Origin of the sequence: Bradyrhizobium vignae, assembly GCF_004114425.1 — a bacterium.
GTDB lineage: Bacteria > Pseudomonadota > Alphaproteobacteria > Rhizobiales > Xanthobacteraceae > Bradyrhizobium > Bradyrhizobium vignae.
Genome location: NZ_RDQF01000011.1, coordinates 157329 through 180208 on the forward strand (window position 1 = coordinate 157329; position 22880 = coordinate 180208).

Annotated in this window: 19 protein-coding genes, 1 tRNA gene and 1 pseudogene; 5 read left to right on the top strand and 16 right to left on the bottom strand. The window is 64.6% G+C overall.

Going from position 1 to position 22880, the window contains the following annotated elements:
* The first annotated feature begins 12 nt into the window (after positions 1-12).
* Entirely contained in the window at positions 13-837 is an 825-nt protein-coding gene (gene mazG / locus EAV90_RS12575) for a nucleoside triphosphate pyrophosphohydrolase (RefSeq protein ID WP_129143490.1), read from the top strand.
* 11 nt (positions 838-848) lie between these two features.
* On the opposite strand, the pseudogene EAV90_RS41215 reads toward mazG, so the two are convergent.
* From EAV90_RS41215 to EAV90_RS12595, 5 genes and pseudogenes are all read right to left on the bottom strand, one after another.
* Positions 849-994 (bottom strand): annotated as a pseudogene (locus EAV90_RS41215) (GDCCVxC domain-containing (seleno)protein).
* Positions 995-1043: 49 nt separating this feature from the next.
* The gene (gene hflX / locus EAV90_RS12580; protein ID WP_164936888.1) at positions 1044-2420 is read right to left on the bottom strand and encodes a GTPase HflX; all 1377 of its coding nucleotides are present in this window, start codon (positions 2418-2420) and stop codon (positions 1044-1046) included.
* A gap of 11 nt (positions 2421-2431) precedes the next feature.
* Positions 2432-2680 carry an RNA chaperone Hfq gene (gene hfq / locus EAV90_RS12585; protein ID WP_007591126.1) on the bottom strand — a complete coding sequence of 83 codons (249 nt, stop codon included), beginning with the start codon at positions 2678-2680 and terminating at the stop codon, positions 2432-2434.
* A gap of 242 nt (positions 2681-2922) precedes the next feature.
* Positions 2923-4293, bottom strand: a complete 1371-nt coding sequence (gene ntrX, locus EAV90_RS12590; RefSeq protein WP_036039494.1) for a nitrogen assimilation response regulator NtrX — start codon at positions 4291-4293, stop codon at positions 2923-2925.
* 17 nt (positions 4294-4310) lie between these two features.
* Positions 4311-6662, bottom strand: a complete 2352-nt coding sequence (locus EAV90_RS12595) for a sensor histidine kinase (protein WP_129143492.1) — start codon at positions 6660-6662, stop codon at positions 4311-4313.
* Positions 6663-6839: 177 nt separating this feature from the next.
* Between EAV90_RS12595 and EAV90_RS39430 the strand changes: the two genes are divergently transcribed.
* Entirely contained in the window at positions 6840-6986 is a 147-nt protein-coding gene (locus EAV90_RS39430) for a hypothetical protein (protein WP_164936889.1), read from the top strand.
* Positions 6987-7552: 566 nt separating this feature from the next.
* Here the strand turns inward: EAV90_RS39430 and ntrC are convergent.
* From ntrC to dusB, 3 genes are read right to left on the bottom strand one after another with little or no spacing between them, the layout of a single operon-like run.
* A complete protein-coding gene (ntrC, locus tag EAV90_RS12600; RefSeq protein WP_122403283.1) occupies positions 7553-8995 on the bottom strand; it encodes a nitrogen regulation protein NR(I) in 1443 nt (480 codons plus the stop codon).
* A 9-nt stretch (positions 8996-9004) separates the two neighbouring features.
* Positions 9005-10180 carry a two-component system sensor histidine kinase NtrB gene (locus EAV90_RS12605; protein ID WP_027573361.1) on the bottom strand — a complete coding sequence of 392 codons (1176 nt, stop codon included), beginning with the start codon at positions 10178-10180 and terminating at the stop codon, positions 9005-9007.
* Positions 10177-11130 carry a tRNA dihydrouridine synthase DusB gene (dusB, locus tag EAV90_RS12610; protein WP_244608022.1) on the bottom strand — a complete coding sequence of 318 codons (954 nt, stop codon included), beginning with the start codon at positions 11128-11130 and terminating at the stop codon, positions 10177-10179. Before dusB ends, EAV90_RS12605 begins: the two co-directional genes overlap by 4 nt.
* A gap of 325 nt (positions 11131-11455) precedes the next feature.
* Here dusB and EAV90_RS12615 point away from each other — a divergent pair, with 325 nt between their 5' ends.
* Together EAV90_RS12615 and EAV90_RS12620 are read left to right on the top strand one after the other, a co-directional pair.
* Positions 11456-12652 carry a bifunctional 2-C-methyl-D-erythritol 4-phosphate cytidylyltransferase/2-C-methyl-D-erythritol 2,4-cyclodiphosphate synthase gene (locus tag EAV90_RS12615; RefSeq protein ID WP_129143493.1) on the top strand — a complete coding sequence of 399 codons (1197 nt, stop codon included), beginning with the start codon at positions 11456-11458 and terminating at the stop codon, positions 12650-12652.
* 4 nt (positions 12653-12656) lie between these two features.
* Positions 12657-13265, top strand: coding sequence for a CinA family protein (locus tag EAV90_RS12620; RefSeq protein ID WP_129143494.1), 609 nt, complete (start codon positions 12657-12659; stop codon positions 13263-13265).
* Between the two features lie 53 nt (positions 13266-13318).
* Here the strand turns inward: EAV90_RS12620 and EAV90_RS12625 are convergent, their stop codons facing one another.
* On the bottom strand, positions 13319-13795 hold the full coding sequence (locus tag EAV90_RS12625; RefSeq protein ID WP_129143495.1) for a type II toxin-antitoxin system RatA family toxin: 477 nt from the start codon (positions 13793-13795) through the stop codon (positions 13319-13321).
* 6 nt (positions 13796-13801) lie between these two features.
* Positions 13802-14758, bottom strand: coding sequence for a lipoyl synthase (lipA, locus tag EAV90_RS12630; RefSeq protein WP_129143496.1), 957 nt, complete (start codon positions 14756-14758; stop codon positions 13802-13804).
* Positions 14759-14888: 130 nt separating this feature from the next.
* Here lipA and EAV90_RS12635 point away from each other — a divergent pair, with 130 nt between their 5' ends.
* Complete coding sequence (locus EAV90_RS12635; protein WP_122403288.1) at positions 14889-15491, top strand: DNA-3-methyladenine glycosylase; 603 nt, start codon at positions 14889-14891, stop codon at positions 15489-15491.
* 1 nt (position 15492) lies between these two features.
* On the opposite strand, the gene EAV90_RS12640 is transcribed toward EAV90_RS12635, so the two are convergent.
* The 6 genes from EAV90_RS12640 to EAV90_RS12665 all read right to left on the bottom strand — a co-directional run bounded on the left by EAV90_RS12640 (position 15493) and on the right by EAV90_RS12665 (position 22433).
* Positions 15493-18369: a valine--tRNA ligase gene (locus EAV90_RS12640; RefSeq protein ID WP_129143497.1), complete on the bottom strand. Its 2877-nt coding sequence runs from the start codon at positions 18367-18369 to the stop codon at positions 15493-15495.
* A 155-nt stretch (positions 18370-18524) separates the two neighbouring features.
* Positions 18525-19274 (bottom strand): PopZ family protein, encoded by a 750-nt coding sequence (locus tag EAV90_RS12645; RefSeq protein WP_164936890.1) that lies wholly within the window; start codon positions 19272-19274, stop codon positions 18525-18527.
* Positions 19275-19578: 304 nt separating this feature from the next.
* A complete protein-coding gene (locus EAV90_RS12650; protein WP_122403291.1) occupies positions 19579-20964 on the bottom strand; it encodes a TolC family outer membrane protein in 1386 nt (461 codons plus the stop codon).
* Between the two features lie 204 nt (positions 20965-21168).
* On the bottom strand, positions 21169-21831 hold the full coding sequence (locus EAV90_RS12655) for a protein-L-isoaspartate O-methyltransferase family protein (RefSeq protein ID WP_129143499.1): 663 nt from the start codon (positions 21829-21831) through the stop codon (positions 21169-21171).
* A 137-nt stretch (positions 21832-21968) separates the two neighbouring features.
* The gene (locus EAV90_RS12660; protein WP_129143503.1) at positions 21969-22148 is read right to left on the bottom strand and encodes a hypothetical protein; all 180 of its coding nucleotides are present in this window, start codon (positions 22146-22148) and stop codon (positions 21969-21971) included.
* A 210-nt stretch (positions 22149-22358) separates the two neighbouring features.
* Positions 22359-22433 (bottom strand) — tRNA-Asn (locus EAV90_RS12665).
* Positions 22434-22880 lie beyond the last annotated feature (447 nt).

Consider the following 22880-nt stretch of genomic DNA (forward strand, 5'->3'; position numbering starts at 1 on the left):
GACTGCCCCGCAATGACCCCTTCCCGCGACATTTCCCGCCTGATCGAGATCATGGCGGCGCTGCGCACGCCGGTGACCGGCTGCCCCTGGGACCTCGAGCAGGATTTTTCGACGATCGCGCCCTACACGATCGAGGAAGCCTATGAGGTGGTGGACGCCATCACCCGTGGCGATCTCGACGATCTCAGAGAGGAGCTCGGCGATCTCCTGCTCCAGGTCGTGTTCCACGCCCAGATGGCGTCGGAGCAGAACGCGTTCGATTTTGGGGACGTGGTCGAGGCCATCACCCGCAAAATGATCCGCCGCCATCCCCACGTCTTCGCCGACAAGGACGGCAATCTCGCCTCCTCTCACGTCAAGGAAGTCTGGGACCGCATCAAGGCCGAAGAGAAAGCCGAGCGCGCCGCACGCCGGCCCCCGGAGGAGACGACGACGCACAAATCGCTGCTATCAGGCGTCAAGGCCGGCCAGCCGGCGCTGACCCGCGCCATGGAGTTGCAGCGCAAAGCCTCCACCGTTGGCTTCGACTGGAACGACCCGCGCGCGGTGCTGCAAAAGATTCGTGAGGAAACCGACGAGATCGAGGCCGCGCTGGACCGTAACGACAAACAGGAGCTGGCGGAAGAAACCGGCGATCTCCTGTTCGCGCTGGTCAACCTCGCTCGTCATGTTGATGCCGATCCGGAAGCCGCGCTGCGCACCACCAACGCCAAATTCGAACGCCGCTTCGCCTATATCGAGCGCGCGCTGAAAGCGCAGGGCCGCACGCTGGAGCACGCCTCGCTCGCGGAGATGGACGCGCTTTGGAATGCGGCGAAGCGGGAGGAGGTCCGGTGACGGAATTGCCGCTATGAGCAGCAACGATGTTCGCTCTGCTTCCGTGGACAAGGCGTTGTCCCGTATGAGCAGAACACACAGCAATCGCCGGCCTTTGGCTGCAATTGCCTGCCGCAACCTTTGCAAATGTAGAAATACTGGCAAGCGTCGGGCGCATGATCTGTGCCGACTGGCAGCGACATCCCGGACTACCAGTTTCACGAGCATCACATCGCGTGCGGCACGGCATCAAACCTCGACACCACGATATCTCGCTTGGTCTCGTCCACTCGCACGGTCATATCGAAGCGGCCATCGTGCAGCTCTTTCGCCAGCACCTCGGCATTGCGATGCAGCCAGCTGATGCCGGCCCCGTCGGCGGCGTCGATGGAGAGATCGAGCGTGGTGCGCTTGGCGGCCAGGCGCTCCTCGATCGCGGCAAGCAGTGCGTCGACGCCCTGCCCTGACACGGCGGACACCAGCATCGCCGGATGATCCTCCGGCCTGCGCGCGGCGATATTGAGCAGCTCTTCGCGCTGTTCGGGATCGAAACGGTCGATCTTGTTCCAGACCTCGATGATGCGGCCGGAATCGTCGGGGTTGATGCCGAGCTGGCGCAGCACCGCGTCGACGTCGCTCTGCTGCGCCTCGGCGTCCTCATGCGAGATGTCGCGCACATGCAGGATGACGTCCGCCTCCAGCACCTCCTCCAGCGTGGCGCGGAAAGCGGCCACGAGCTGGGTCGGCAGGTTGGAGATGAAGCCGACGGTGTCGGACAGCATCGCCTTGCCGCCATGCGGCAGATTGAGTGCGCGCAGGGTCGGATCGAGCGTTGCGAACAGCATGTCGGCGGCCTGCACGTCGGCGCGCGTCAGGCGGTTGAACAGCGTCGACTTGCCGGCATTGGTGTAGCCGACCAGCGCCACGACGCGGTACGGCACGCGCTGGCGTCCCACACGATGCAGCCGCCGCGTCGCCTGCACCTTCTTCAGCTCGCTCTCGAGCTTGGAAATGCGCTCCTGGATCAGGCGGCGGTCGGCCTCGATCTGGGTCTCGCCCGGGCCGCCCATGAAGCCGAAACCGCCGCGCTGGCGTTCGAGATGGGTCCAGGAGCGCACCAGTCGCGAGCGCTGGTAGTTGAGATGCGCAAGCTCGACCTGGAGCGAGCCCTCCCTGGTCTTGGCGCGCCGGCCGAAGATTTCCAGGATGAGCCCGGTGCGGTCGAGCACCTTGGCGTGCCATTCCTTCTCCAGGTTGCGCTGCTGGATCGGCGACAGCGCGCAATCCATCACCACGAGCTCGACCTCGAGGGACTTGATCAGTCCGGCGATCTCCTCGACCTTGCCCTTGCCGATATAGGTCGCGGGCCGGATCTGGCTGACCGGCGCGATGATGGCGTCGGCAATGACGAGATCTATCGCGCGCGCGAGGCCCGCGGCCTCGTCGAGGCGGGCCTCAACGTCGCGCAGGACATAGCCATCCGCTTGCGCGTCGGCATTCCCTGCGCGCACTCGCAAATAGGGGCCGATGACCAGCACCCGCCCCGTATGAGCCCCCGCTGACCGCGGACGGTCAGCATCCCCGCTGAAATTCCGGGGTTCCAATCAGATCACTCTCAAGCCGGCTGGTCCTCGCCGCCTTCGAACAGCTGAATCGGAGCGCCGGGCATGATGGTCGAGATCGCATGCTTGTAGACAAGCTGCGAATGACCGTCGCGCCGCAGCAGCAAACAGAAATTGTCGAACCAGGTCACGATGCCCTGGAGCTTCACTCCGTTGACCAGAAAGATCGTCAGTGGCGTCTTGGTTTTGCGAACGTGATTAAGGAAGGTGTCCTGTAGGTTTTGTGCGCGGTCTGCCGCCATTGTTTTTTTCTCGCTTTGAGTTTCTTTTTATTGCGCCGGTTGCGGCCTCTTGTGACGAGGCCTCTCCCGGTTGCCGTCCTCATGAGATCCCCCTCGGAAGGAACAGCGTTTCAATTAGAGGACAGGTCGGGATATTAGGCAAGCCGCTTCACGCGGCAGGCCATGCCCTATTGCCCCGAAAAATTACGGAAATCGATGATTTTCCTCGCCTATTCCCGAGGGCGGCCTGCAGTGTCGCGGCGCTAGCCGACGCCGAGCGCCTTCAACTTCCGATGCAGCGCCGACCGTTCCATGCCAACGAACTCAGCCGTGCGAGAAATATTTCCTGAGAAACGGCTGATCTGCGCAATCAAATAGTCGCGCTCGAACACTTCGCGCGCTTCGCGCAGCGGCAGGCCCATGATGTGCTCGCCATTGTTGCTGGTCGGCATCGCCGGCACCATGGAGCCGACGTCCTGCGGCAACATATCGGCCGTAATGATCACTTCGGGTCCGCCTGCCGCCAGAATCATGACTCTCTCAACGTTGTTGCGGAGCTGGCGCACATTACCGGGCCAGACATGCGATTGCAGCACCGCCATTGCGTCCTGCCCGATCTGACGCTTGGGCAAGCCACTGCCGGCCGAGATCTGCTCCATGAAGTAGTCGATCAATTCCGGAATGTCCTCGCGCCGCTCCGACAGCGCCGGCACGCGGATCGGCACCACCGAGAGCCGGTGGTAGAGATCCTCCCGGAAACGGCCCGCCGCGATCTCCTCTTCGAGATTGCGCGCGGTCGATGAGATGATGCGCACGTCGACCTGCACCTTGGCAGTGCCGCCGACGCGCTGGAATGACTGCTCCACCAGCACGCGCAAGATCTTGTTCTGGGTCTCGCGCGGCATGTCCGCGATCTCGTCGATGAACAACGTGCCGCCATGGGCTTCCTCGAGCGCGCCGGGCTTGCGCGGCTGCTCGCCATTGGACTGCTCGACGCCGAACAGCTCGTGCTCCATGCGCTCGGGTGTGATCGCGGCGGCATTGATCACCACGAAAGGACCGTCGGCGCGGCCCGAGGCCGTATGCAGAGTGCGCGCGGTCAGTTCCTTGCCGGCGCCAGCGGGGCCGACGATCAGGATACGGCTGTTGGCTTTGGCGGCGCGCTCGATGGTCTGGCGCAGCTGGTTCATGCTTGGCGAACGGCCGACCAGCTGGCTGGCACTCGGCGCGAGCTGTTTCAGCTCCTTGACCTCGCGCTTGAGCCGCGAGTTCTCCAGTGCGCGGGTCGCGACCAGGATCAGCCGGTCGGCCTTGAACGGTTTCTCGATGAAATCGTAGGCGCCGCGCTTGATCGCGGCGACCGCGGTCTCGATGTTGCCGTGGCCTGAGATCATCACGACGGGCAGATCGGCATTGTCCTTCTTGACCTGCTCCAAGAGCTGCAAGCCGTCGAGCTTGGAGCCTTGCAGCCAGATATCGAGAAACACGAGATGCGGCCGGCGATTGGCGATCTCGGCGAGCGCCGTATCGCTGTCGCGTGCGGTCCGGGTCACGAAGCCCTCGTCCTCGAGGATGCCCGCAACGAGATCCCGAATATCGGCCTCATCATCGACAATCAGAATTTCACTTGCCATGGATCGCGCCTGTGTTGTCAGCTGCCTGTTGAGGCTTCGATTTTGGTTGAATCATTGGTCTTTTCAGCCGGCTCTTTGGTTTGCTGGCTCTTGACGGATTCCGTGGCCGCTTGCTTGGCCGCCGGCGTTTGCTCGACCATCTCGGACTTCGCGGGTTGCCCCGAGACGGCAAAGCGCATCCGCATCCAGGCGCCGCGCTGGCCTTCGCGGAAGTCGGAGGCGTCCTTCAGCTCGATGCGCCCGCCATGGTCTTCCAGCACGCGGCCGACGATGGCCAGCCCCAGCCCGGTGCCCTTGGCGCGCGTGGTGACGTACGGCTCGAGCAGGCGCGAGCGCGCGACCTTGGGCAGGCCGATGCCGTTATCGATGACGTCGATCAACACGTCTTCGCCCTCGCGCGACACCACGACGTCGATGCGGCCTTTGCCGAGTTCTTCCGGCGGGACCTGCTCGATCGCCTCGGTGGCGTTCTTGATGATGTTGGTGACTGCCTGCGAGATCAGCCGCCGGTCGAACTGGGCGCGCAGCGGATCCTGTTTGAACTCGGCCTCGATGTCGATCTCGGGATGGGCGACCTTCATCAGGAACACGGCTTGCCGCACGGTGTCCGCGACGTCCTCGCCTTCCATTACAGGCTTGGGCATCCGCGCAAAGCGCGAGAACTCGTCGACCATGCGCCTGATGTCGTCGACCTGGCGCACGATGGTGTCGGTGCACTGGTCGAAGATCTGCTTGTCCTTGTCCTCGGTGATGGTCTTGCCGAACTTGCGGCGGATGCGCTCGGCCGAGAGCTGGATCGGCGTCAGCGGGTTCTTGATCTCATGCGCGATGCGACGCGCGACGTCGCCCCAGGCCGAGGTGCGCTGGGCCGAGACGAGCTCGGTGATATCGTCGAGCGTGATGATGTAGCTGTCGTGCGGCTGGTTCTTCTCGGCACTGACGCGGACCGACAGATTGCGCTCGGTGCCGTCGCGGGTGATCGTGATCTGGCCCTGCACCAGACGCTGGGTCCCTTCGCGCGCCGCCTTCATCATCTCGTCGAGCTCGGGCAGCACGTCGGAGAGCGGATGGCCGAGGGTCTCCGCTTCGGAGTGCCCGATCAGCTTCTCGGCGGAGCGGTTGAGGATGCCGACACTGCCGGACGTATCGACACCGATGATGCCGGCGCTCGCCGAGGACAGCACGGCCTCGATGAAGCGGCGGCGGCTATCGATGAGATCGCTGGCGTTGACGAGCTCGTCGCGCTGGCTGCGCAGTTCCTGCGTCATCTTGTTGAAAGTCTCACCCAGCTGGGCGAGATCGCCTTCCGACTGGTGCACGGGCACCTGGACGTGGAGGTCGCCGGTCGAGACCGTGTGCGCCGCGTTCATCAGCCGCCGGATCGGCGAGACCAGCGAATTGGCGAAGTTGAGGCCGATCAGCACCGAGGCCATCAAAATGGTCAGCGCGATCACCGCGAACATCAGCGCGAACGCGACCTGGATGCCGAGCCGGCGTGACTCGATCTGGGCGTATTCGGCGACGCTGACTTCGGTCTGCTTGAGCTGATTGACGACATTCGGGTCGAGCGGACGGGCGACATAGAGGAAGGTGTCGTTGAAGGCGCGCAGGCGGATCACCGCGGCGACGAAGCTCGCATCGGGGAGCACCGCGATCTCGGGCTCGTTCTCGTTGACATTGCTGAGAAAGTCCGACGCCGGCGGCGAATAAGCCAGCCGCATGCCGGTGTCGGCCGACTCCAGGATGTTGGTGTTCTTGTCGATGATCATCGCGCCCGGCAGGTTCCGGGAGGCGGCGCTCGCCGTCAGCATCTCGCGGAACGAGCGGCGGTCCTGGTCGTAGAGCGGCCGGGCATGGGCGATGTCGTTGGCCATGCCGATGATGTCGCCACGGATCAGCTGCGCGTGATCCTGCATATAGGCCCGCGCGATCGTCAGCGAGTTCTGGATCACCTCCTTGGTCGGCCCGGAGAAGAGCCGGTCGAGGCCACGCTCGATGGTGACGTTGGCGACGACCGCGACCAGCACCGCCGGCAGCACCGCCACGATCGAGAACAGGCTGACGATTTGGACATGGAGACGCGCCGCCGCCCTGCCCCGCCGCCGCGCCAGGATCAGCTGCCAGAGTTCGCGGATGATAATGCCGACCAGCAGCAGGATCGTGGCCGCATTGATCAGGTAGAACGTACGGACCACCTCGGGCGTCGGCTCGATCTTGGTGAGACCGGTCAGGACCAGGAAGGTCAGGAAGGCCGACAGCAGCGCCAGCGCCACGGCAACGGGTGCCAGCCAGCGCCGCACCGACCAACGCCGGGGCTCTTCCGCTGGGGCCGTGTCAAAGTGTGCGGCCGAGGTGTCTGCGCTGGTCATTCCGGCAATGGTGGTGCTGAAAACGGGTCCGCGACGGGCGGGTACTGATGTATTCGTACCACATTGTTGCCGAATTGCGACAATTCCGCGGCGTCTGCCCCGCCGCGGAGCGGCGCAATCCACAGGGACATGCCATTCGGCTGGGAACGGATTCCCGCCGTCCCGGCTTGATCCGGCATGGATAGGATCTTTCTCGCGACGATGGTTTCGGCCGTTCTTCTGCTGATCGTGGCCGCCGACCTCCTGGTCAACGGCCTCGCCCTTCAGCAGGTCCCGGTGAATCTCGCCAGCGTGATGCCGGCATCCGGCCAAACGGTCAGATAGATGTCATGCCGCGCGTTGCGGCCGAACGACCCATTTGAACGCAAGCGGAACATTTAGGCCGATTGGGATTTCTGCTCAGCGCGTCAGCCACAACGGCCAGCGCGATCCGGACAGGCTCAGCTCTGCCTTGGTAGGGGGAGCTGAGCCACCGCCGGGCAAACCAATGCGGACTTGCGTGGAGCGTGCCCTCGGCGTCCTCGCATCAACATCGCGGCGCACGGCCGCGGCATGCCGAGGTGGAAGCCCGTGCGCTCGGATTGTTCTCGCTGGTTCTGGCCAATCGCTCGTTCAGCGCCTCGCTGGTCTCCGCGTTCCGCCGTCCCAGCGCAGGTGTGAATCCAGCTCGCGATCGCCGCGTTGCTGCTCGGTCCCCCGAAGCACGCAAGCCGATCTGGAGCAGCCGGCAGCGCCTGCGAGCAACCGAGCTACCCTGCGGATTTTTTCAGAGCGGCCGTGCCCGCCTCCGAAGCTCGGCAACCGCCGGCATTCGCGTCACCGTCGCGGCGGGTGTTAGTCGGCCTCGGCTCCTTCCGCTTCGGCCTGCCCAGCTTCGGCTCTGAGCGGAATCAGCCCCCGCTCCGATACACCTGGATGTCGAGGTCCCGGATCTTCTTCCGCAACGTGTTGCGGTTGAGACCGAGCAGGTCGGCGGCGCGGATCTGGTTGCCGCGGGTGGCAGCGAGCGCGGCCGTGAGCAGCGGCACCTCGATCTCCTTGAGGATGCGGTGATAGAGGCCGGGCGGCGGCACACCGTTCGGAAAGCCCTGGAAGTGCGAGGACAGATACGCTTCCACGGCGCCGCCGAGATTGTCGACGCCCTGCTGGACCGCAGCGCCCGGACTGACCGAGGGGGGCGCGAGCTCGCCGTCGATGACGGAGGCCGTGATCACGTCCTGCGGATAGAGCGCTGCGAGGCGCCGGGCGAGATTTTCCAGCTCGCGCACGTTGCCGGGCCAGCGATGCTGCTTCAGCCGCTCCAGCGCCAGCGCATCCAGCTTCTTCGGCGGCAGGCCGTCCTTCTCGGCCAGCGTGAAGAAGTGACGCACGAGATCGGGCAGGTCCTCGATGCGCTCGCGCAAAGGCGGCAGCCGCAGCGGGACGACGTTGAGGCGGAAGAACAGATCTTCGCGGAACAGGCCCTGCTGGATCAGGACTCGCAGGTCCTTGTTCGAGGCGGCGACGATGCGCACGTCTGTCTTGATCGGGGTGCGGCCGCCGACCGTCGTGTATTCGCCCTGCTGAAGGACGCGCAGCAGACGGGTCTGCGCCTCCATCGGCATGTCGCCGATCTCATCCAGGAACAGCGTGCCGCCTTCGGCCTGCTCGAACCGGCCGGAGGCGCGGGTGTTCGCGCCGGTGAAGGCACCGCGCTCGTGGCCGAACAATTCGGACTCGATGAGATCGCGCGGGATCGCCGCCATGTTGACCGCGACAAACGGCCCGTTGCGACGCTTGCCGTAATCGTGCAGCGCGCGCGCCACGAGCTCCTTGCCGGTGCCGGACTCGCCCGTGATCATCACGGTGAGGTCGGTCTGCATCAGGCGCGCCAGCACGCGGTAGATTTCCTGCATCGCCGGCGAACGGCCGACCAGCGGGATCGCCTCCATCTCGGCATCCTCGTCAGGCGTCGAGGTCCGCTCCTTCGGCTCGGCGAGCGCGCGACCGACGATGGCGATCAGCTCCTTGAGGTCAAAGGGCTTCGGCAGATATTCGTAAGCCCCGCGCTCGGAAGCTCGGATCGCCGTCATGAACGTGTTCTGCGCGCTCATGACGATGACGGGCAAATTCGGCCGCATCTTCTTGATCCGCGGCAACAGGTCGAAGGCGTTTTCGTCCGGCATCACCACGTCGGTGATGACGAGATCGCCCTCCCCCTGGCTGACCCAGCGCCACAGCGTTGCGGCATTGCCGGTCAGCCGCACCTCGTAACCGGCGCGGGACAGTGCCTGATTGAGAACGGTGCGGATGGCGGTATCGTCATCGGCTACGAGAATGCTACCTGCGGGCATCGTTGATCCTCATTTTGCCCCCTGTGATGCAGGCGACGACTTCCCGGCAGAGCCGTCGCGACTGCTTTGATCGGCATGTTTGACCGATGTGGAATACATCGGCATCAGCACGCGGAAGGTGGTCTTGCGCGGCTGAGATTCGCATTCGATGATGCCCCCGTGATCGCCGACGATTTTTGCAACCAGCGCCAAACCGAGACCACTTCCGGTCTGCTTGGTGGTCACGAAGGGGTCGAACAGATTGGGCAGAAGATCGTCGGGCACGCCTGGTCCATTGTCCCTCACGCAGAATTCGAGCGGCAGAGATACCCGGGATTTTTGACCAGGCACTGACAGGCGCACGCCGGGGCGGAACGCGGTGGTGAGCTGGATCTCGGCGTCGGGCACGTCGATCAGGGCTTCTGCGGCGTTCTTCACGAGGTTGAGGAACACCTGAATCAGCTGGTCCTGATTCGCGAGCACCGGCGGCAGCGAGGGATCGTAGTCCTCGATGAAGCGGATGTTGCGGGCAAAGCCCGACTGCGCCAGCCGCTTCACGTGGTCGAGCACCGAATGGATGTTGACGGGCCCGCGCACCACGGGACGCTCGTCGCCGAACACCTCCATGCGGTCGACCAGCGTCACGATGCGGTCGGCCTCGTCGCAGATCAGGCGCGTCAGCATGCGGTCCTCGGACGAGGCCTGCTGCTCCAAGAGCTGCGCCGCGCCGCGAATACCCGAAAGCGGATTCTTGATCTCATGCGCGAGCATTGCTGCTAGCGCTATCACCGAGCGCGCGGCGCTGCGATGGGTGAGCTGTCGATCCATCTTGTCGGCGATGGTGCGTTCCTGCAGCATCACCACGATGTGGCCCGGACGCTCGGTGAGCGGCGCGACGTGCAGGTCGACCTGGCGATCGCCGCCCATGCGCGGCGTACCCAAATCGACCTTGTATTCGTTGACCGGCGAGTTCGACGAGCGCACCTGGTCGATCAGCGCCAGCAAGGGGCTGCCGAACGGCACCAGTTCCTTCAACGACTGCCGCTTCAAGAACTGCGTCGAGATCTCGAAGAAAGCTTCGGTCGCGATATTGGCGGCGACGATCTTGCCGTCCGGCCCGATCATGAGCACGGGATTCGGCAACGCATCCAGGATTGCGTCGCTGTCGGACTGAAGCGGCCGACGATGTTCAGCGGCTGAGCTCATGCAGCGGCGCTCCATGCGAAGTCGTCGAAAGCGTCTTGCAGTGAATTGTGAACGAGGCGCGGATCCTCCGAGACCAGGATCTTTTGGCGCCAGGATCTCAGCTTCTCGGCCGGCGCACGGCTCGCCTGCGCTGCGACATCGAGCGCCCAGCCCAGATGCTTGCGGGCATGCCTGAGACCGATGCGCAGACCATAGAGCGCGCAAACGCCATCATAGAGTGTGCGGACATAATGCAGCTGCGTTTCGAGCGAGGGGGCAGCTTCCTCAGCCCCGCCCTGCAGGCGGCGGCCGATCTGACCGGGCAGCCAGGGCTGGCCCTGCGCACCGCGGCCGATCATCACGGCGTCGGCGCCTGAGGCTTCCAATGCGGTGAGCGCCTTTTCATAGGACGTGATGTCGCCGTTGACGACGAGCGGAATGGAGATGGCCTCGCGCACGGCGCGGATCGCATCCCAATCGGCCTCGCCCTTGTAGAATTGGCAGCGGGTGCGGCCGTGAACGGTGACGAGCCGGATGCCGGCGGCTTCAGCGCGCCGCGCCAGTTCCGGCGCATTGCGCGTGCGGTCGTCCCAGCCGAGCCGCATCTTGAGCGTCACGGGCACCTTCACCGCGGCGACCGTCGCGTCGATCAGGCTGACGGCGTGGTCGAGATCGCGCATCAAGGCCGAGCCAGACTGGCCGCCGGTGACATGGCGGGCCGGACAGCCCATGTTGATATCGATGATGTCGGCGCCCTCGGATTCCGCGATGCGGGCGCCTTCGGCCATCCAGTGCGCCTCGCAGCCGGCAAGCTGGACCACGTGCGGACCGATTCCCGTGGCTTCGCAACGCAACCGGGACATCCAGTGGCCATTGGCGAGCTCATCGCTTGCGGTCATCTCGGATACGACGAGACCGGCCCCAAGCTCGGCGGCCAGCCGGCGGACGGGCGAGTCAGTCACACCTGACATCGGCGCCAGGAAGACCGGGGTGGCGACTTCAATATCGCCTATTTTCAACGGCTTAGAGCCTGATACTGCCGAGCCGGTCACGGGGGTCTCGTTGACTGAGCAGGGCGTCATTGCGCCTGCCATGATCTATCTTGCGCACAATTCTTGTGCAGTCAAGCGTCATGCCTACAGTTTAGACAGTTCTGCAAATCTTTCAAGTGCAGTGCAGCAAAATGCTGTTTCCCACAATCCCGGGAAATCCCCTTTTTTTGCGGGCTTGCCGTGCTAGAGGCATGCCGGCAAATCACCCCCTGCCCTTTCATTGGCAACTGAGTATTTGAGTCCTATGGCGAAATCACAACGCACCGCTGTCGTCCTCGTGGCGGCCGGACGCGGCCTGCGCGCCGGCGCTGGCGGGCCGAAGCAATATCGCGAGATTGGCGGCGTGCCTGTGATCTATCGCGCCATGGAAGCCTTCAGCCGCCATCCTGATGTGTTCGCAGTGCAGCCGGTGGTGAACCCCGACGACACCGCCATGTTCGCCGCGGCGGTCGCAGGGCTGAAGCACGAGCCGCCGACCAATGGCGGCGCGACGCGGCAGGCTTCGGTGCTTGCCGGTCTCGAGGCGCTGGCGAAGCACGAGCCGGATATCGTGCTGATCCACGACGCGGCGCGTCCCTTCGTCTCTGACGGGGTGATCTCGCGCGCGATCGAGGCGGCGAGCCGCACCGGAGCCGCGATTCCCGTCGTTCCCGTCACCGACACCATCAAGATCACCGGTGAGAGCGGCAATGTCGAGGACACGCCCGACCGCGCCCGCCTGCGCATCGCACAGACGCCGCAATCCTTTCGTTTCGACGTCATCCTGGAGGCGCATCGTCGCGCCGCGAAGGACGGGCGCTCGGATTTCACCGACGATGCCGCGATTGCCGAATGGGCGGGATTGACGGTTGCAACCTTTGAAGGCGATGTTGCCAATATGAAGCTCACCACTCCCGAGGATTTCGTGCGCGAAGAGGCGCGCCTGGCTGCCCAGCTGGGCGACATCAGGACCGGCACCGGCTATGACGTGCACGCCTTCGGCGAAGGCGACCATGTCATGATCTGCGGCGTGCGCGTGCCGCACAGCAAGGGCTTCCTGGCGCACTCCGACGGCGATGTCGGCCTGCATGCACTGGTCGACGCCATCCTCGGCGCGCTCGCCGACGGCGACATCGGCTCGCACTTCCCGCCGAGCGATGCGAAATGGAAGGGCGCCTCCTCCGACCAGTTCCTGGAATACGCTATCGAGCGCGTCGCCCAGCGCGGCGGCCGCATCGCCAATCTCGAGGTGACGCTGATCTGCGAGCGACCCAAGATCGGCCCCTTGCGCGACACCATGCGCGCGCGCATTGCCGATATCTCAGGCGTCGACATTTCGCGCGTGGCGGTGAAGGCTACCACCAGCGAGCGCCTCGGCTTCACCGGCCGCGAGGAAGGCATCGCGGCCACCGCGAGCGCCACCATTCGCCTGCCGTTCGACGAAAAGACTTGGAGCATGTGAGGCCATGGGCGGCAGCGACGCACGCGCCATTGCCCGCTCGCTGCTCGATCTGTGCCGGATGCGCAAGCTGACGATCGCGACCGCTGAATCCTGCACCGGCGGGCTCGTTGCCGGCGCACTGACCGATATCCCAGGCTCCTCGGACGTCATCGACCGCGGCTTCGTCACCTATTCCAACGACGCCAAGCGCGCGATGTTAGGGGTCGAAGCCAGCACGCTGACGAATTTCGGCGCGGTGAGCAAGGAGACCGCGACCGCCATGGCGATCGGCGCGCTGGAGCGCGCTGATGTCGATCTCGCCGTCGCGATCACCGGCATTGCCGGCCCCGGCGGTGCCACGCCCGGCAAGCCCGTTGGCCTCGTGCACTTCGCCGCCGCCGCGCGTGATGGCCGCATCATCCATCGCGAGCACCGTTTCGGCGCGATCGGCCGCAGCGCGGTGCGCGCCCGCTCCGTGGTCGAGGCGCTGCGCATGCTGATGGACCTCGCCCGCGGCCCGCAAGTCGCGGCCAAGCCGCAACGTACCGCCGCAAGCCGCCTGCGCCCGCGCGTGACCCGCTCGCCGCGCCGGCATGCGGTGAAGCGCAGGCCGCCACGTTCGCCGCGGGGCTGATGTTCCCGTAGCGCGGGTACAAGGATCGGTAGAGCACTTTCGCTCTACCCATTCTACGACTGCGACTGCGCCAGCTTCGGCCGACCGTAGATCGCGTCTGCCCGCTTCTCGAAGGCGGTGGAAAACCGCGCGAAGGCGGCGTCGAACATCGAACCCATCAGCATCGCCAGCATGCGGCTCTTGAATTCGTAGGCGAGGAAGAATCCGACGTCGCAGACGCCCTCGCCCTTGGGCTCGAACGTCCAGCGGTTTTCGAGATTGCTGAAAGGACCTTGCAGATATTCGACCAGGATCTTCAGATTGGCGCGATCGAGCGTCACCCGGCTGGTGAAGGATTCCTTGACCAGCTTGAACGACACCGTCATGTCGGCGACCAGCACCTCGGTGCCGTCGGGCTTTGCCATGCGCTGGCGCACCCTCAGCGCGCTGCACAGCGGCACGAATTCCGGGTAGCGCTCGATATCGGCGACCAGATCGAACATCTCGGGTGCGCTGTGATTGACACGGCGCTTGCTCGAAAAACGGGGCATATCGGTTCAGCGGGCAATCGCGGCCCGCGCGGCCTTCAATCTCGCAAAATCCTCGCCGGCATGATGCGACGAGCGGGTGAGCGGGCTCGCCGACACCATCAGGAACCCCTTGGTGTAGGCGACCTTCTCGTAAGAGCTGAACTCGTCCGGCGGCACGTAGCGCATCACCGCGTGGTGCTTGCGAGTCGGCTGGAGATATTGCCCGACAGTGAGGAAATCGACGTCCGCCGAGCGCAGATCGTCCATCACCTGCAGCACCTCATGGCGCTCTTCGCCGAGGCCGACCATGATGCCGGACTTGGTGAAGATGGAGGGATCGAGCTCCTTGACCCGCTGCAACAGCCGGATCGAGTGGAAGTAGCGCGCGCCCGGACGCACCGTGAGATAACGCGACGGCACGGTCTCGAGATTGTGGTTGAACACGTCCGGCTTGGCCGCGACCACGATTTCGAGCGCGCCCTCCTTGCGCAGGAAGTCGGGCGTCAGGATCTCGATCGTGGTCGAAGGGCACGCGGCCCGGATCGCGCGGATCGTCTCCGCGAAATGCTCGGCACCGCCGTCAGTGAGGTCGTCGCGGTCGACCGAGGTGATGACGACGTGGGCGAGACCGAGCTTGGCCACGGCCTCGGCGACATTCTGCGGCTCGGCCGCATCCAGTGCATTCGGCAGGCCGGTCTTGACGTTGCAGAAGGCGCAGGCCCGGGTGCAGGTGTCGCCCATGATCATGAAGGTCGCGTGCTTCTTGTCCCAGCACTCGCCGATGTTCGGGCATCCCGCCTCCTCGCACACCGTGTGCAGGCCGTTGGCGCGCACGATGTTGCGGGTGTCGGCGTAGCCGCGGGTATTGGGCCCGCGCACGCGGATCCAGTCCGGCTTCGGCGGCGAAGCGGAATCAGGACGATTCACCTTTTCAGGGTGGCGCGGACGCAGCGGGTTCGAGATGGTATCGACAATAACGACCATGGGGTGTCCGGTCTGTTCAGGTCCTACCTAGTCGGTCTGGCCTGGCATCGCAACCCGGCTCGCACCACTTCAGAGAACATGGCAGATATGGGCAATATCCTGCTCTGTTCTCAGGCGATTCTCTCCTCGAATGGCTCCAGTCTCGAAACCTTCCACACCCAGGCTTGGCAAGGCCCTCAAGCGTGCCTTTTTCGCGCGCAACGTGCGCGAGGTCGCCCACGACCTGATTGGCGCAACCATGCTGGTCGACGGCGTTGGCGGGATCATCGTCGAGGTCGAGGCCTATCATCATACCGAGCCGGCGGCGCACTCCTACAATGGCCAGACGCCGCGGAACCGGGTGATGTTCGGCCCGCCCGGCTATGCCTATGTCTATCGCTCCTACGGCATCCACTGGTGCGTAAACTTCGTCTGCGAGGAGGAAGGCTCGGCCAGCGCCGTGCTGATCCGCGCGCTGGAGCCGACGCATGGCATTGCGACGATGCGCCGCCGCCGCCACCTTCAGGACGTGCACGCACTGTGCTCGGGCCCGGGCAAGCTGACCGAAGCGCTCGGCATCACCATCGCGCACAACGCCCTGCCGCTGGACCGCCCACCGATCACGCTGCATGCGCGGACGGAAGATGTGGAGGTCGCAGCCGGCATCCGCATCGGCATCACCAAGGCTGTCGAGCTGCCCTGGCGCTATGGCGTCAAGGGCTCGAAGTTTTTGAGCAAGCCGTTTCCGAGGTAGGCTACGACGCCTGCTTCAGCCGCTCCAGTGCCTCGAGCAGCTTGGCCTTGCGCGCCAGCGCGGCCTCGCGCTTTTCACGCTCCTCCTCGACGACCTCCTCGGCCGCGTTGGCGACGAACTTCTCGTTGGCCAGCTTGGATTCGGCACGCTTGATGTCAGCGTCCGCCTTCGCGATCTCCTTGTCGAGACGCGCGCGCTCGGCGGCCACATCGATGACGCCCTTCAGCGGCAACGCAGCCACCTCGCCGCGCACCAGCAGCTGCACCGCGCCGTCGGGCGCACGGTCGGCGAAGGAGATCTCCGACAGCCGCGCCATGCGCTTGATGACGTCGGTCCAGCGCGGCGCCCGCTCCCGGGTCTCGGCCGAGGCGCCGGCAAGCACGAGCGCCGTCAGCGTCGCCGGCGGGATGTTCATCTCGGCGCGCACCGAGCGGATCTGGGTGATGAGGTCGATCACCCAGCCGATCTCGGCTTCCGCCCTGGGGTCGGTGAAGTCGGCATGGTCGAAGATCGGCATGACCAGGGCCGGCGAGATCAGCGGATCGGTCGGCCCGGCGGCCGCGGCGAGCATCGCGAGCTGCTCCGGCGAAGGCTGAGACGGCTTCAGCGGCCACGGCGCCAATGCGAGCAGGCCGTCGCGCTCGGCCGTCACCTCCCACAGCTCTTCGGTGATGAAGGGCATGAAGGGGTGCAACAGCTTGAGGATCTCGTCGCGCGCCCAGGCGACCATGGCGCGGGTCTCGTCCTTGGCGGGGCTGTCCGGGCCGAGCAGCACGGGCTTTGCGAGCTCGACATACCAGTCGCAATAGACGTTCCAGACGAAGCGGTAGATGCTGCCTGCGGCATCGTTGAAGCGATAGGCCTCGATCGCCTCGGTCACCTCGCGCGTGGTGTGCGCGGTTTCGTGCGCGATCCAGCGGTTCAGCGTCTCCTTCGCCTTCGCCGGCTCGAAGCCATCTGGCACGGCACAGTGGTTCATCTCGGCGAAACGGCACGCATTCCAGAGCTTGGTCGCAAAGTTGCGATAGCCCTCGACGCGGCTGGTGGCGAGCTTGATGTCGCGCCCCTGCGCCGCCATCGCGGCCAGCGTGAAGCGAAGCGCGTCCGCGCCGTATTCGTCGATCAGATGCAGGGGATCGATGACGTTGCCCTTCGACTTCGACATCTTGGCGCCCTTCTCGTCGCGGACGAGGGCGTGGATGTAGACAGTCGAGAACGGCACCTCCTTCATGAAGTGCAGGCCCATCATCATCATGCGGGCGACCCAGAAGAAGATGATGTCGAAGCCGGTCACCAGCGCATTGGTCGGATAGTAGCGCTGCACTTCGGGCGTGTCGTCGGGCCAGCCGAGAGTCGAGAACGGCCACAGTGCCGAGGAGAACCAGGTATCGAGAACGTCCTCGTCACGGGTGATGAAGCCTTCGCGCTTGTTGCGGTCGAGCGCCATCTCGCGCCCCTGCTCGGCCGTGATGACCTCCTGCTCGACGTAGTAGCCGAGCGCATTGCTGACGGCCTCTTCCTCGGTCTCGGCGACGAATACCTTACCGTCAGGACCATACCAGGCCGGGATCTGGTGACCCCACCAGAGCTGACGCGAGATGCACCAGGGCTGGATGTTCTCCATCCAGTCGAAATAGGTCTTTTCCCAGTTTTTCGGCACGAACGTCGTTTCGCCCGAACGCACCGCCGCGATCGCAGGCTTAGCGAGCGTCTTGGCGTCGACATACCACTGGTCGGTCAGATACGGCTCGATCACGCTGTTGGAGCGATCGCCATGCGGCACCATGTGGGTGTGAGGCTCGATCCGCTCGACGAAGCCGAACGATTCCAGCCGCTCGACGAGACGCTTGCGCGCGGCGAAGCGATCGACCTTGTGGAACTCCTCGGCGAACTGCGCGGCGCCCTCGGGCAGGTCGCGCAGGTAATCCTCGTTGTCGAGGAGATCGAGACAGCCTTCCCTGTCGAGCACGCTGATCCGGCGCAGGCCGTGGCGATTGCCGACCTCGAAATCGTTGAAGTCGTGCGCCGGCGTCACCTTCACAGCGCCCGAGCCCTTCTCCGGATCGGAATATTCGTCGGCGACGATTTTGATCTTGCGGCCGACCAGCGGCAGGATGACGTTCTTGCCGATCAGCTGCCGATAGCGCTCGTCCTCGGGATGCACGGCAACGCCGGTATCGCCGAGCATGGTCTCCGGGCGCGTGGTGGCGACAACGACGAAGCTCGCGGGATCCTCGGGGCTGAAGGTCTTGCCCTCGATCGGATAGCGCAGATACCAGAGGCTGCCCTTGACCTCCACCTGCTGCACTTCGAGATCGGAGATGGCAGTGAGCAGCTTGGTATCCCAGTTCACCAGCCGCTTGTCCTTGTAGATCAGACCCTCGCGGTGCAGCTCGACGAACACCTTGACGACGGCCTTCGACAGGCCTTCGTCCATGGTGAAGCGCTCGCGCGACCAGTCGCAGGAGGCGCCGAGGCGCTTGAGCTGGTTGATGATGGTGTCGCCGCTCTCGGCCTTCCACTGCCAGACCCGCTCCAGAAACTTCTCGCGGCCCATCTCGCGGCGGCCTGGCTGCTGGCGCTCCGTCAGCTGCCGCTCGACCACCATCTGGGTGGCGATGCCGGCATGATCGGTGCCGGGCTGCCACAGCACGTCGCGGCCACGCATGCGCTCGAAACGGCACAGAATGTCCTGCAGCGTGTTGTTGAGGGCGTGGCCCATGTGCAGCGAGCCCGTCACGTTCGGCGGCGGGATCACGATGGTGAACGGCACCGCGTCGCGACGGTCGGGGCGGCCGGCCTTGAAGGCAAGGCTGTCCTCCCACACGACGGACATGCGGGTTTCGATATCGGCGGGCTGGTAATTTTTCTCGATCATGGGGGTGCTAGAAAGCCGCGCGAGGGGGCCAAGTCAACGGACAAGTCAACGGACAAGTCAACGAAAAGGTCAGCGCGCACGGGCTGTCCGGCCCGGTCGACGCGGCCAATTTGACGTACAAGCGGGGCTATATCAGGGCCGCGCGACCCGCGGCCCTATCTGCCGCCGCGCGAGACCCGCTCGATTTCGGCCTTCACGATGCGTTCAACCAAGCCCGGCAGGTTGTCGTCGAGCCAGGACTTCAGCATCGGCCGCAGCATTTCCTTGACCAGATCCTCCAGCGTCCGCGCATTGCTGCTGAGCACCGTATGGGCCAGGGAATTGAAGGCGGATTCGACCGCGGAGACCGTCGATTGCGCGAGGATTGGCTGCTGCGGCGGCAGCGGCGGGGCGTCAAAATCCACCGGCGCGTAGGACGGTGGCGGCGTCGGACGGGGGGACGGCGATTCGGCGAACTCGAGATCGTCGCGCGGCTCGACCTTGCGGAAGCTCGGCGGCGGCGGAGCCGGTGTCGGATCCACCGCCATGTCGTCCGTCAGTTCGAGCACGTCGGGCTCAGGCTCTGGTTCGGGAGCGCGGACCTCGGGCGCAGGCGTGGCCGCGTCGAGCCCCGCCAGCAGCGCGTCGATGTCGTCCTGGCTGTTGGATGCATCCGCCGCAGGTGCTGGCGGCGGCGCCGGAGCCGGCTTCGCTTCTGGCGGCGCGGGCTTCTCGGCGGCAGGTTTTGCGGCCGCGACCTTGGCTGTCGGGATGTCGTTCACGGCCTGCGGCTTCGGCGCCGCAGCCTTCTCGGGCTTGGCGGCCTCAGCCGGCGGCGGCTTTGCCTCATCGTCGGCAATGATGCGCCGGATCGAGGCCAGAATCTCCTCCATGGAGGGTTCTGTGACCTTTGCAGGCTGCGTCATCTCCGACTCCACATCATCAACGCCCTCGCATGCGTTGTTTTACACCAAGCAGGACAGGATTGGCCGGTTCCGGACGAGAGGTCCGTGATTTTTCGTCGCGGCAGCCCGACTTGTCCCCAGATCACGGCTCAACGTGCAGCGGTGCGCCCCTGCTCCCGGCACTCAAGCGTTACACACGCGTCGTCAACGCGGGACGAATCGACCCGCATCATCTTGGCAAGGCTATGTCAGGGATTTTGACGATTGCAAGCAAAGCGCCGGTCAACCTCGGCTGTTCGCGAGGTCGACCGGATCATTGCGGGAATCAGCGCCCGTCGGGCGTGCGCACGCCAGCCCAGCTGTCGCGGACCTGATGATAGTGAACGCTGGGGTCGTAGGTTGTGGTCGCCAGGCCAAGGACCTGCGGCGATAGACGGCCTACGGCACTGAGCACGGAATAGGACGCAACCACGCGATCGTGCTGTGCGGTGACGAGCGCGACACGCGCGTTGACCAGCGCCTGCTGCGCATTGAGCACGTCGAGCGTGGTGCGCTGGCCAGCCTTGGCCTCTTCACGGACGCCGTTCAGCGCGATCTCTGAGGCGGTGACCTGTGCCTGCGCGGACTGCACCTGCGCCTTGGCAGCCTGCAACTGGCCCCACGCCTGCACGACGTTGGCACGAGCCTGATCGCGGGTCGTCTCCAGATTGAGGCGCTGCTGCGCCAGGTTCTCCTTGGATTGGCGGATCAGCGAATATTCGCCGCCGCCCTGATAGATCGGCACTGAGAGCTGCGCGATCGCCGATGCGGTGTACGAGCGCAACTGAATCAAGGACTGTTCGTCGGCCCGCGTGGCCGATGCCTGAAGCGAAACCGTCGGCAGCAACGCACCTTCGGCGACTTTCACCTGCAGATAATTGACGTCGATACCGTACATGCTCGCCGTGACGTTAGGGTTCTCGATGAGGGCGAGCTCGATTGAAGCTGCAAGCGTCGGAGGCAGGAACCGATCGACGGGCGAGCCCGGCGCGAGGTTCGTCGGCTCGTTACCGATGATCCGCCGGAAGTTCGCCCGCGTCGTGGTCAAATTCGCTTCGGCAGTGAGCGCCTGCGTCTTGCCGGCAGCCAGCTGCGCCTCCGATTGCGCAACGTCAGTGCGGGTCACTTCGCCGACGTTGAAGCGGTCACGGGTCTGCTTCAGCGTCTGCTCGAGCACGCGTACGTTGCTGCGCTGGACTTCCAGCGTGGCGGCGTCGCGCAGATAATCCATATAAGTGGTCGCGGCCTGGAGCAGCACGGTCTGATCGAGGCTGCGCAACGCTTCGCGGGCACCGGACACCTGACTCTCCGCCGCACGGGTCCGGTTGGCGGTCTGGTTGCCATTGTAGAGCGTCTGCGTCGCGGTGACTCCAACACTGCGAGGGAATCTGGATCCGAAGACTGAGTTAGTCCCGACGCCACTCTGCAAGTCCTGATATTGATAACCGCCGGTCGCCGTCAGCGAGACCTTCGGGCGGTATCCGGACAGCGCCTGCGGCACGTTTTCGTCGGTCGAGCGCACCTGGGCACGCTGTGCGTTGAGCTGCGGATTGTTCTGATAGGCGCGCACCAGCGCGGCCTCGATCGTATCCGCCAAGGCAGGCGTCGGCCCGGCCAACGCCAGCAGCAGGACCGAAACCGCAGCTCCGGTGAAGAGCTTCACCCCATGCATCCCAAAATTTCCGTTCATTCTAACGCCCAACTCGTGCCCGCGAGCTGGGTTACGTCTACGAGTGGAGTCGTTGCCCCGCCGCAACATAGGACGCGGTCAAGCGCGACGGAACCACCTATGGGTGGTTCTCAGTGGAAACTCTTCACGTGCAGCATCCCGGCCACACTTCTGATTCAGAACGGGATTTGGGCGGCTTTTGGGCCGTCAGAAGACGAAGGCGGCCGCCCGTTCCAGCCCGGGAAGGACCGGGGCTGCGGCATCGAACAGGGCCCGATGGCCGAATTCACCGTGGGTACGGGTCACGATCGTGGCGCGCGGCGGCCTCGATTCGGCCGACACCCCCACCAGACGCCCGCCCTCCTTCAGCTGCCCGAGCAGAGCTTCCGGCATCACCTCGGCCGCGCCGTTGAGGACGATCACATCATAGGGGGCAGCAGCCGGTTCCCCGTCGGTGCAGGCCGCCGCCTTGCAGGTGACATTGGTAAGTCCCAGGGCGGTGGAGGCGTCCTTAGCCTTCGCGGCCAAGGCCGAATCGCATTCGGTCGCGACGACCTGCCGCGCGAGCTTGGCCGTCAGCGCGGCGAGATAGCCCGTCGCACAGCCGACAACCAGCACGTTGTCGCCCTCGCCGATTTCAGCGGCCTGAAGCAGCTTGCCAGTCAGCGCTGGCTTGATCAGGAACCGTTTGGTGGCGCCTTCGCTCACGTCGAGGTCGAGATCGAGGTAAGCAAGTGCCTGTCGGCCGGCCGGCACGAAAGCCTCGCGCGGAACCGTGAGCATGGCGTCGAGAATGCGGCGGTCGGTGACGTCATTGGTGCGCACCTGGCCATCGACCATTTTTTGGCGCGCGGTCGAAAAACCGGACATTTGCGGACCCTGCAATGCGGACAATACCGCGGAGGAAATTCGCGGCATCTTTGAAGCATGCTTGGTCAAAAGGCAACACGGCCGTCGGCCTCAAGCGACCACGGCTTCCGCAACTCTCGGTGCGGGCCGGACCAGCCTTATTCGATCGCCACCGCGAGGCGGCCGATCAGAGCGGCGACCTCGTCCAGCCGTGCCGAATCCGGCGTCTCGACCGCCCGCGCCAGACAGGCGAGGCATTCATCGTCGCTAAGCTCAGGAATGCGGGCCGGCAGAATCGAGGGGGCCACACGAGAATGGTCGACCTGGATCTCTGACATGGGAATCAGTTCCTTGTTGTCCGGCGCAACCATGCTCGATTTGAATTAAGTCGATTTGGCGCCGTCCGCATGGCGCGACCGCGCCCGCCCACACATCCGTTTGAGAGCGATTCCGTGCTGGATTTTGGATGCTGTCTTCAAATATCAGGACAAGAAGATTGCATGCCGCATGAGAATGCGAGCGCAAATCATTGAATTATCGGCAAGATTTGGCTCCCCGGGCTGGATTCGAACCAGCGACCATCCGATTAACAGTCGGATGCTCTACCGCTGAGCTACCGAGGAAAAGGCGAACCGTTCGTTCGCGCGCGGCTGCGTATAACAAAGCCGCTTGCGCTTGCAAAGGACGAATTCGTCCTCATCCTCAACGCGCCCCGGGAAGGGCCTGGACTGAGGGCCTGGAATGGCCCCTCCTCCGGTTAGGCGACCCCAAACATCATTCCGCGAGAAACGAGGTGGTCTTGGTGCCGGAGTCGTAGCGCCGCCCGACTCTCTCCGCATCGTCATTGCGAGGAGCTCGCGACAAAATTGCGTAGCAATTTTGGCTAATGCGACGAAGCAAATCCAGAGTCCCTCCTCTGAGAGATTCTGGATTGCTTCGCTACGCTCGCAATTGTGCATGTTCAATAATTCGCTGATTGGATCGCTGCAGCGGAGGAACGATCCGATGCGAGACAACAGCTATGACCGAACGGTTGAACGCAACTATCTGCAGAAGTGGCGTTTTCTGAT

Excerpts from the sequence above, each read along its gene's own strand:
- mazG (WP_129143490.1), top strand. The coding sequence starts at position 13 with ATGACCCCTTCCCGCGACATTTCCCGCCTGATCGAGATCATGGCGGCG.
- hfq (WP_007591126.1), bottom strand. The coding sequence starts at position 2,680 with ATGGCGGCAGACCGCGCACAAAACCTACAGGACACCTTCCTTAATCAC.
- ntrX (WP_036039494.1), bottom strand. The coding sequence starts at position 4,293 with ATGGCAAGTGAAATTCTGATTGTCGATGATGAGGCCGATATTCGGGAT.
- EAV90_RS12595 (WP_129143492.1), bottom strand. The coding sequence starts at position 6,662 with ATGACCAGCGCAGACACCTCGGCCGCACACTTTGACACGGCCCCAGCG.
- EAV90_RS39430 (WP_164936889.1), top strand. The coding sequence starts at position 6,840 with ATGGATAGGATCTTTCTCGCGACGATGGTTTCGGCCGTTCTTCTGCTG.
- ntrC (WP_122403283.1), bottom strand. The coding sequence starts at position 8,995 with ATGCCCGCAGGTAGCATTCTCGTAGCCGATGACGATACCGCCATCCGC.
- EAV90_RS12605 (WP_027573361.1), bottom strand. The coding sequence starts at position 10,180 with ATGAGCTCAGCCGCTGAACATCGTCGGCCGCTTCAGTCCGACAGCGAC.
- dusB (WP_244608022.1), bottom strand. The coding sequence starts at position 11,130 with ATGTCAGGTGTGACTGACTCGCCCGTCCGCCGGCTGGCCGCCGAGCTT.
- EAV90_RS12615 (WP_129143493.1), top strand. The coding sequence starts at position 11,456 with ATGGCGAAATCACAACGCACCGCTGTCGTCCTCGTGGCGGCCGGACGC.
- EAV90_RS12620 (WP_129143494.1), top strand. The coding sequence starts at position 12,657 with ATGGGCGGCAGCGACGCACGCGCCATTGCCCGCTCGCTGCTCGATCTG.
- EAV90_RS12625 (WP_129143495.1), bottom strand. The coding sequence starts at position 13,795 with ATGCCCCGTTTTTCGAGCAAGCGCCGTGTCAATCACAGCGCACCCGAG.
- lipA (WP_129143496.1), bottom strand. The coding sequence starts at position 14,758 with ATGGTCGTTATTGTCGATACCATCTCGAACCCGCTGCGTCCGCGCCAC.
- EAV90_RS12635 (WP_122403288.1), top strand. The coding sequence starts at position 14,889 with ATGGCTCCAGTCTCGAAACCTTCCACACCCAGGCTTGGCAAGGCCCTC.
- EAV90_RS12640 (WP_129143497.1), bottom strand. The coding sequence starts at position 18,369 with ATGATCGAGAAAAATTACCAGCCCGCCGATATCGAAACCCGCATGTCC.
- EAV90_RS12645 (WP_164936890.1), bottom strand. The coding sequence starts at position 19,274 with ATGACGCAGCCTGCAAAGGTCACAGAACCCTCCATGGAGGAGATTCTG.
- EAV90_RS12650 (WP_122403291.1), bottom strand. The coding sequence starts at position 20,964 with ATGCATGGGGTGAAGCTCTTCACCGGAGCTGCGGTTTCGGTCCTGCTG.
- EAV90_RS12655 (WP_129143499.1), bottom strand. The coding sequence starts at position 21,831 with ATGTCCGGTTTTTCGACCGCGCGCCAAAAAATGGTCGATGGCCAGGTG.
- EAV90_RS12660 (WP_129143503.1), bottom strand. The coding sequence starts at position 22,148 with ATGTCAGAGATCCAGGTCGACCATTCTCGTGTGGCCCCCTCGATTCTG.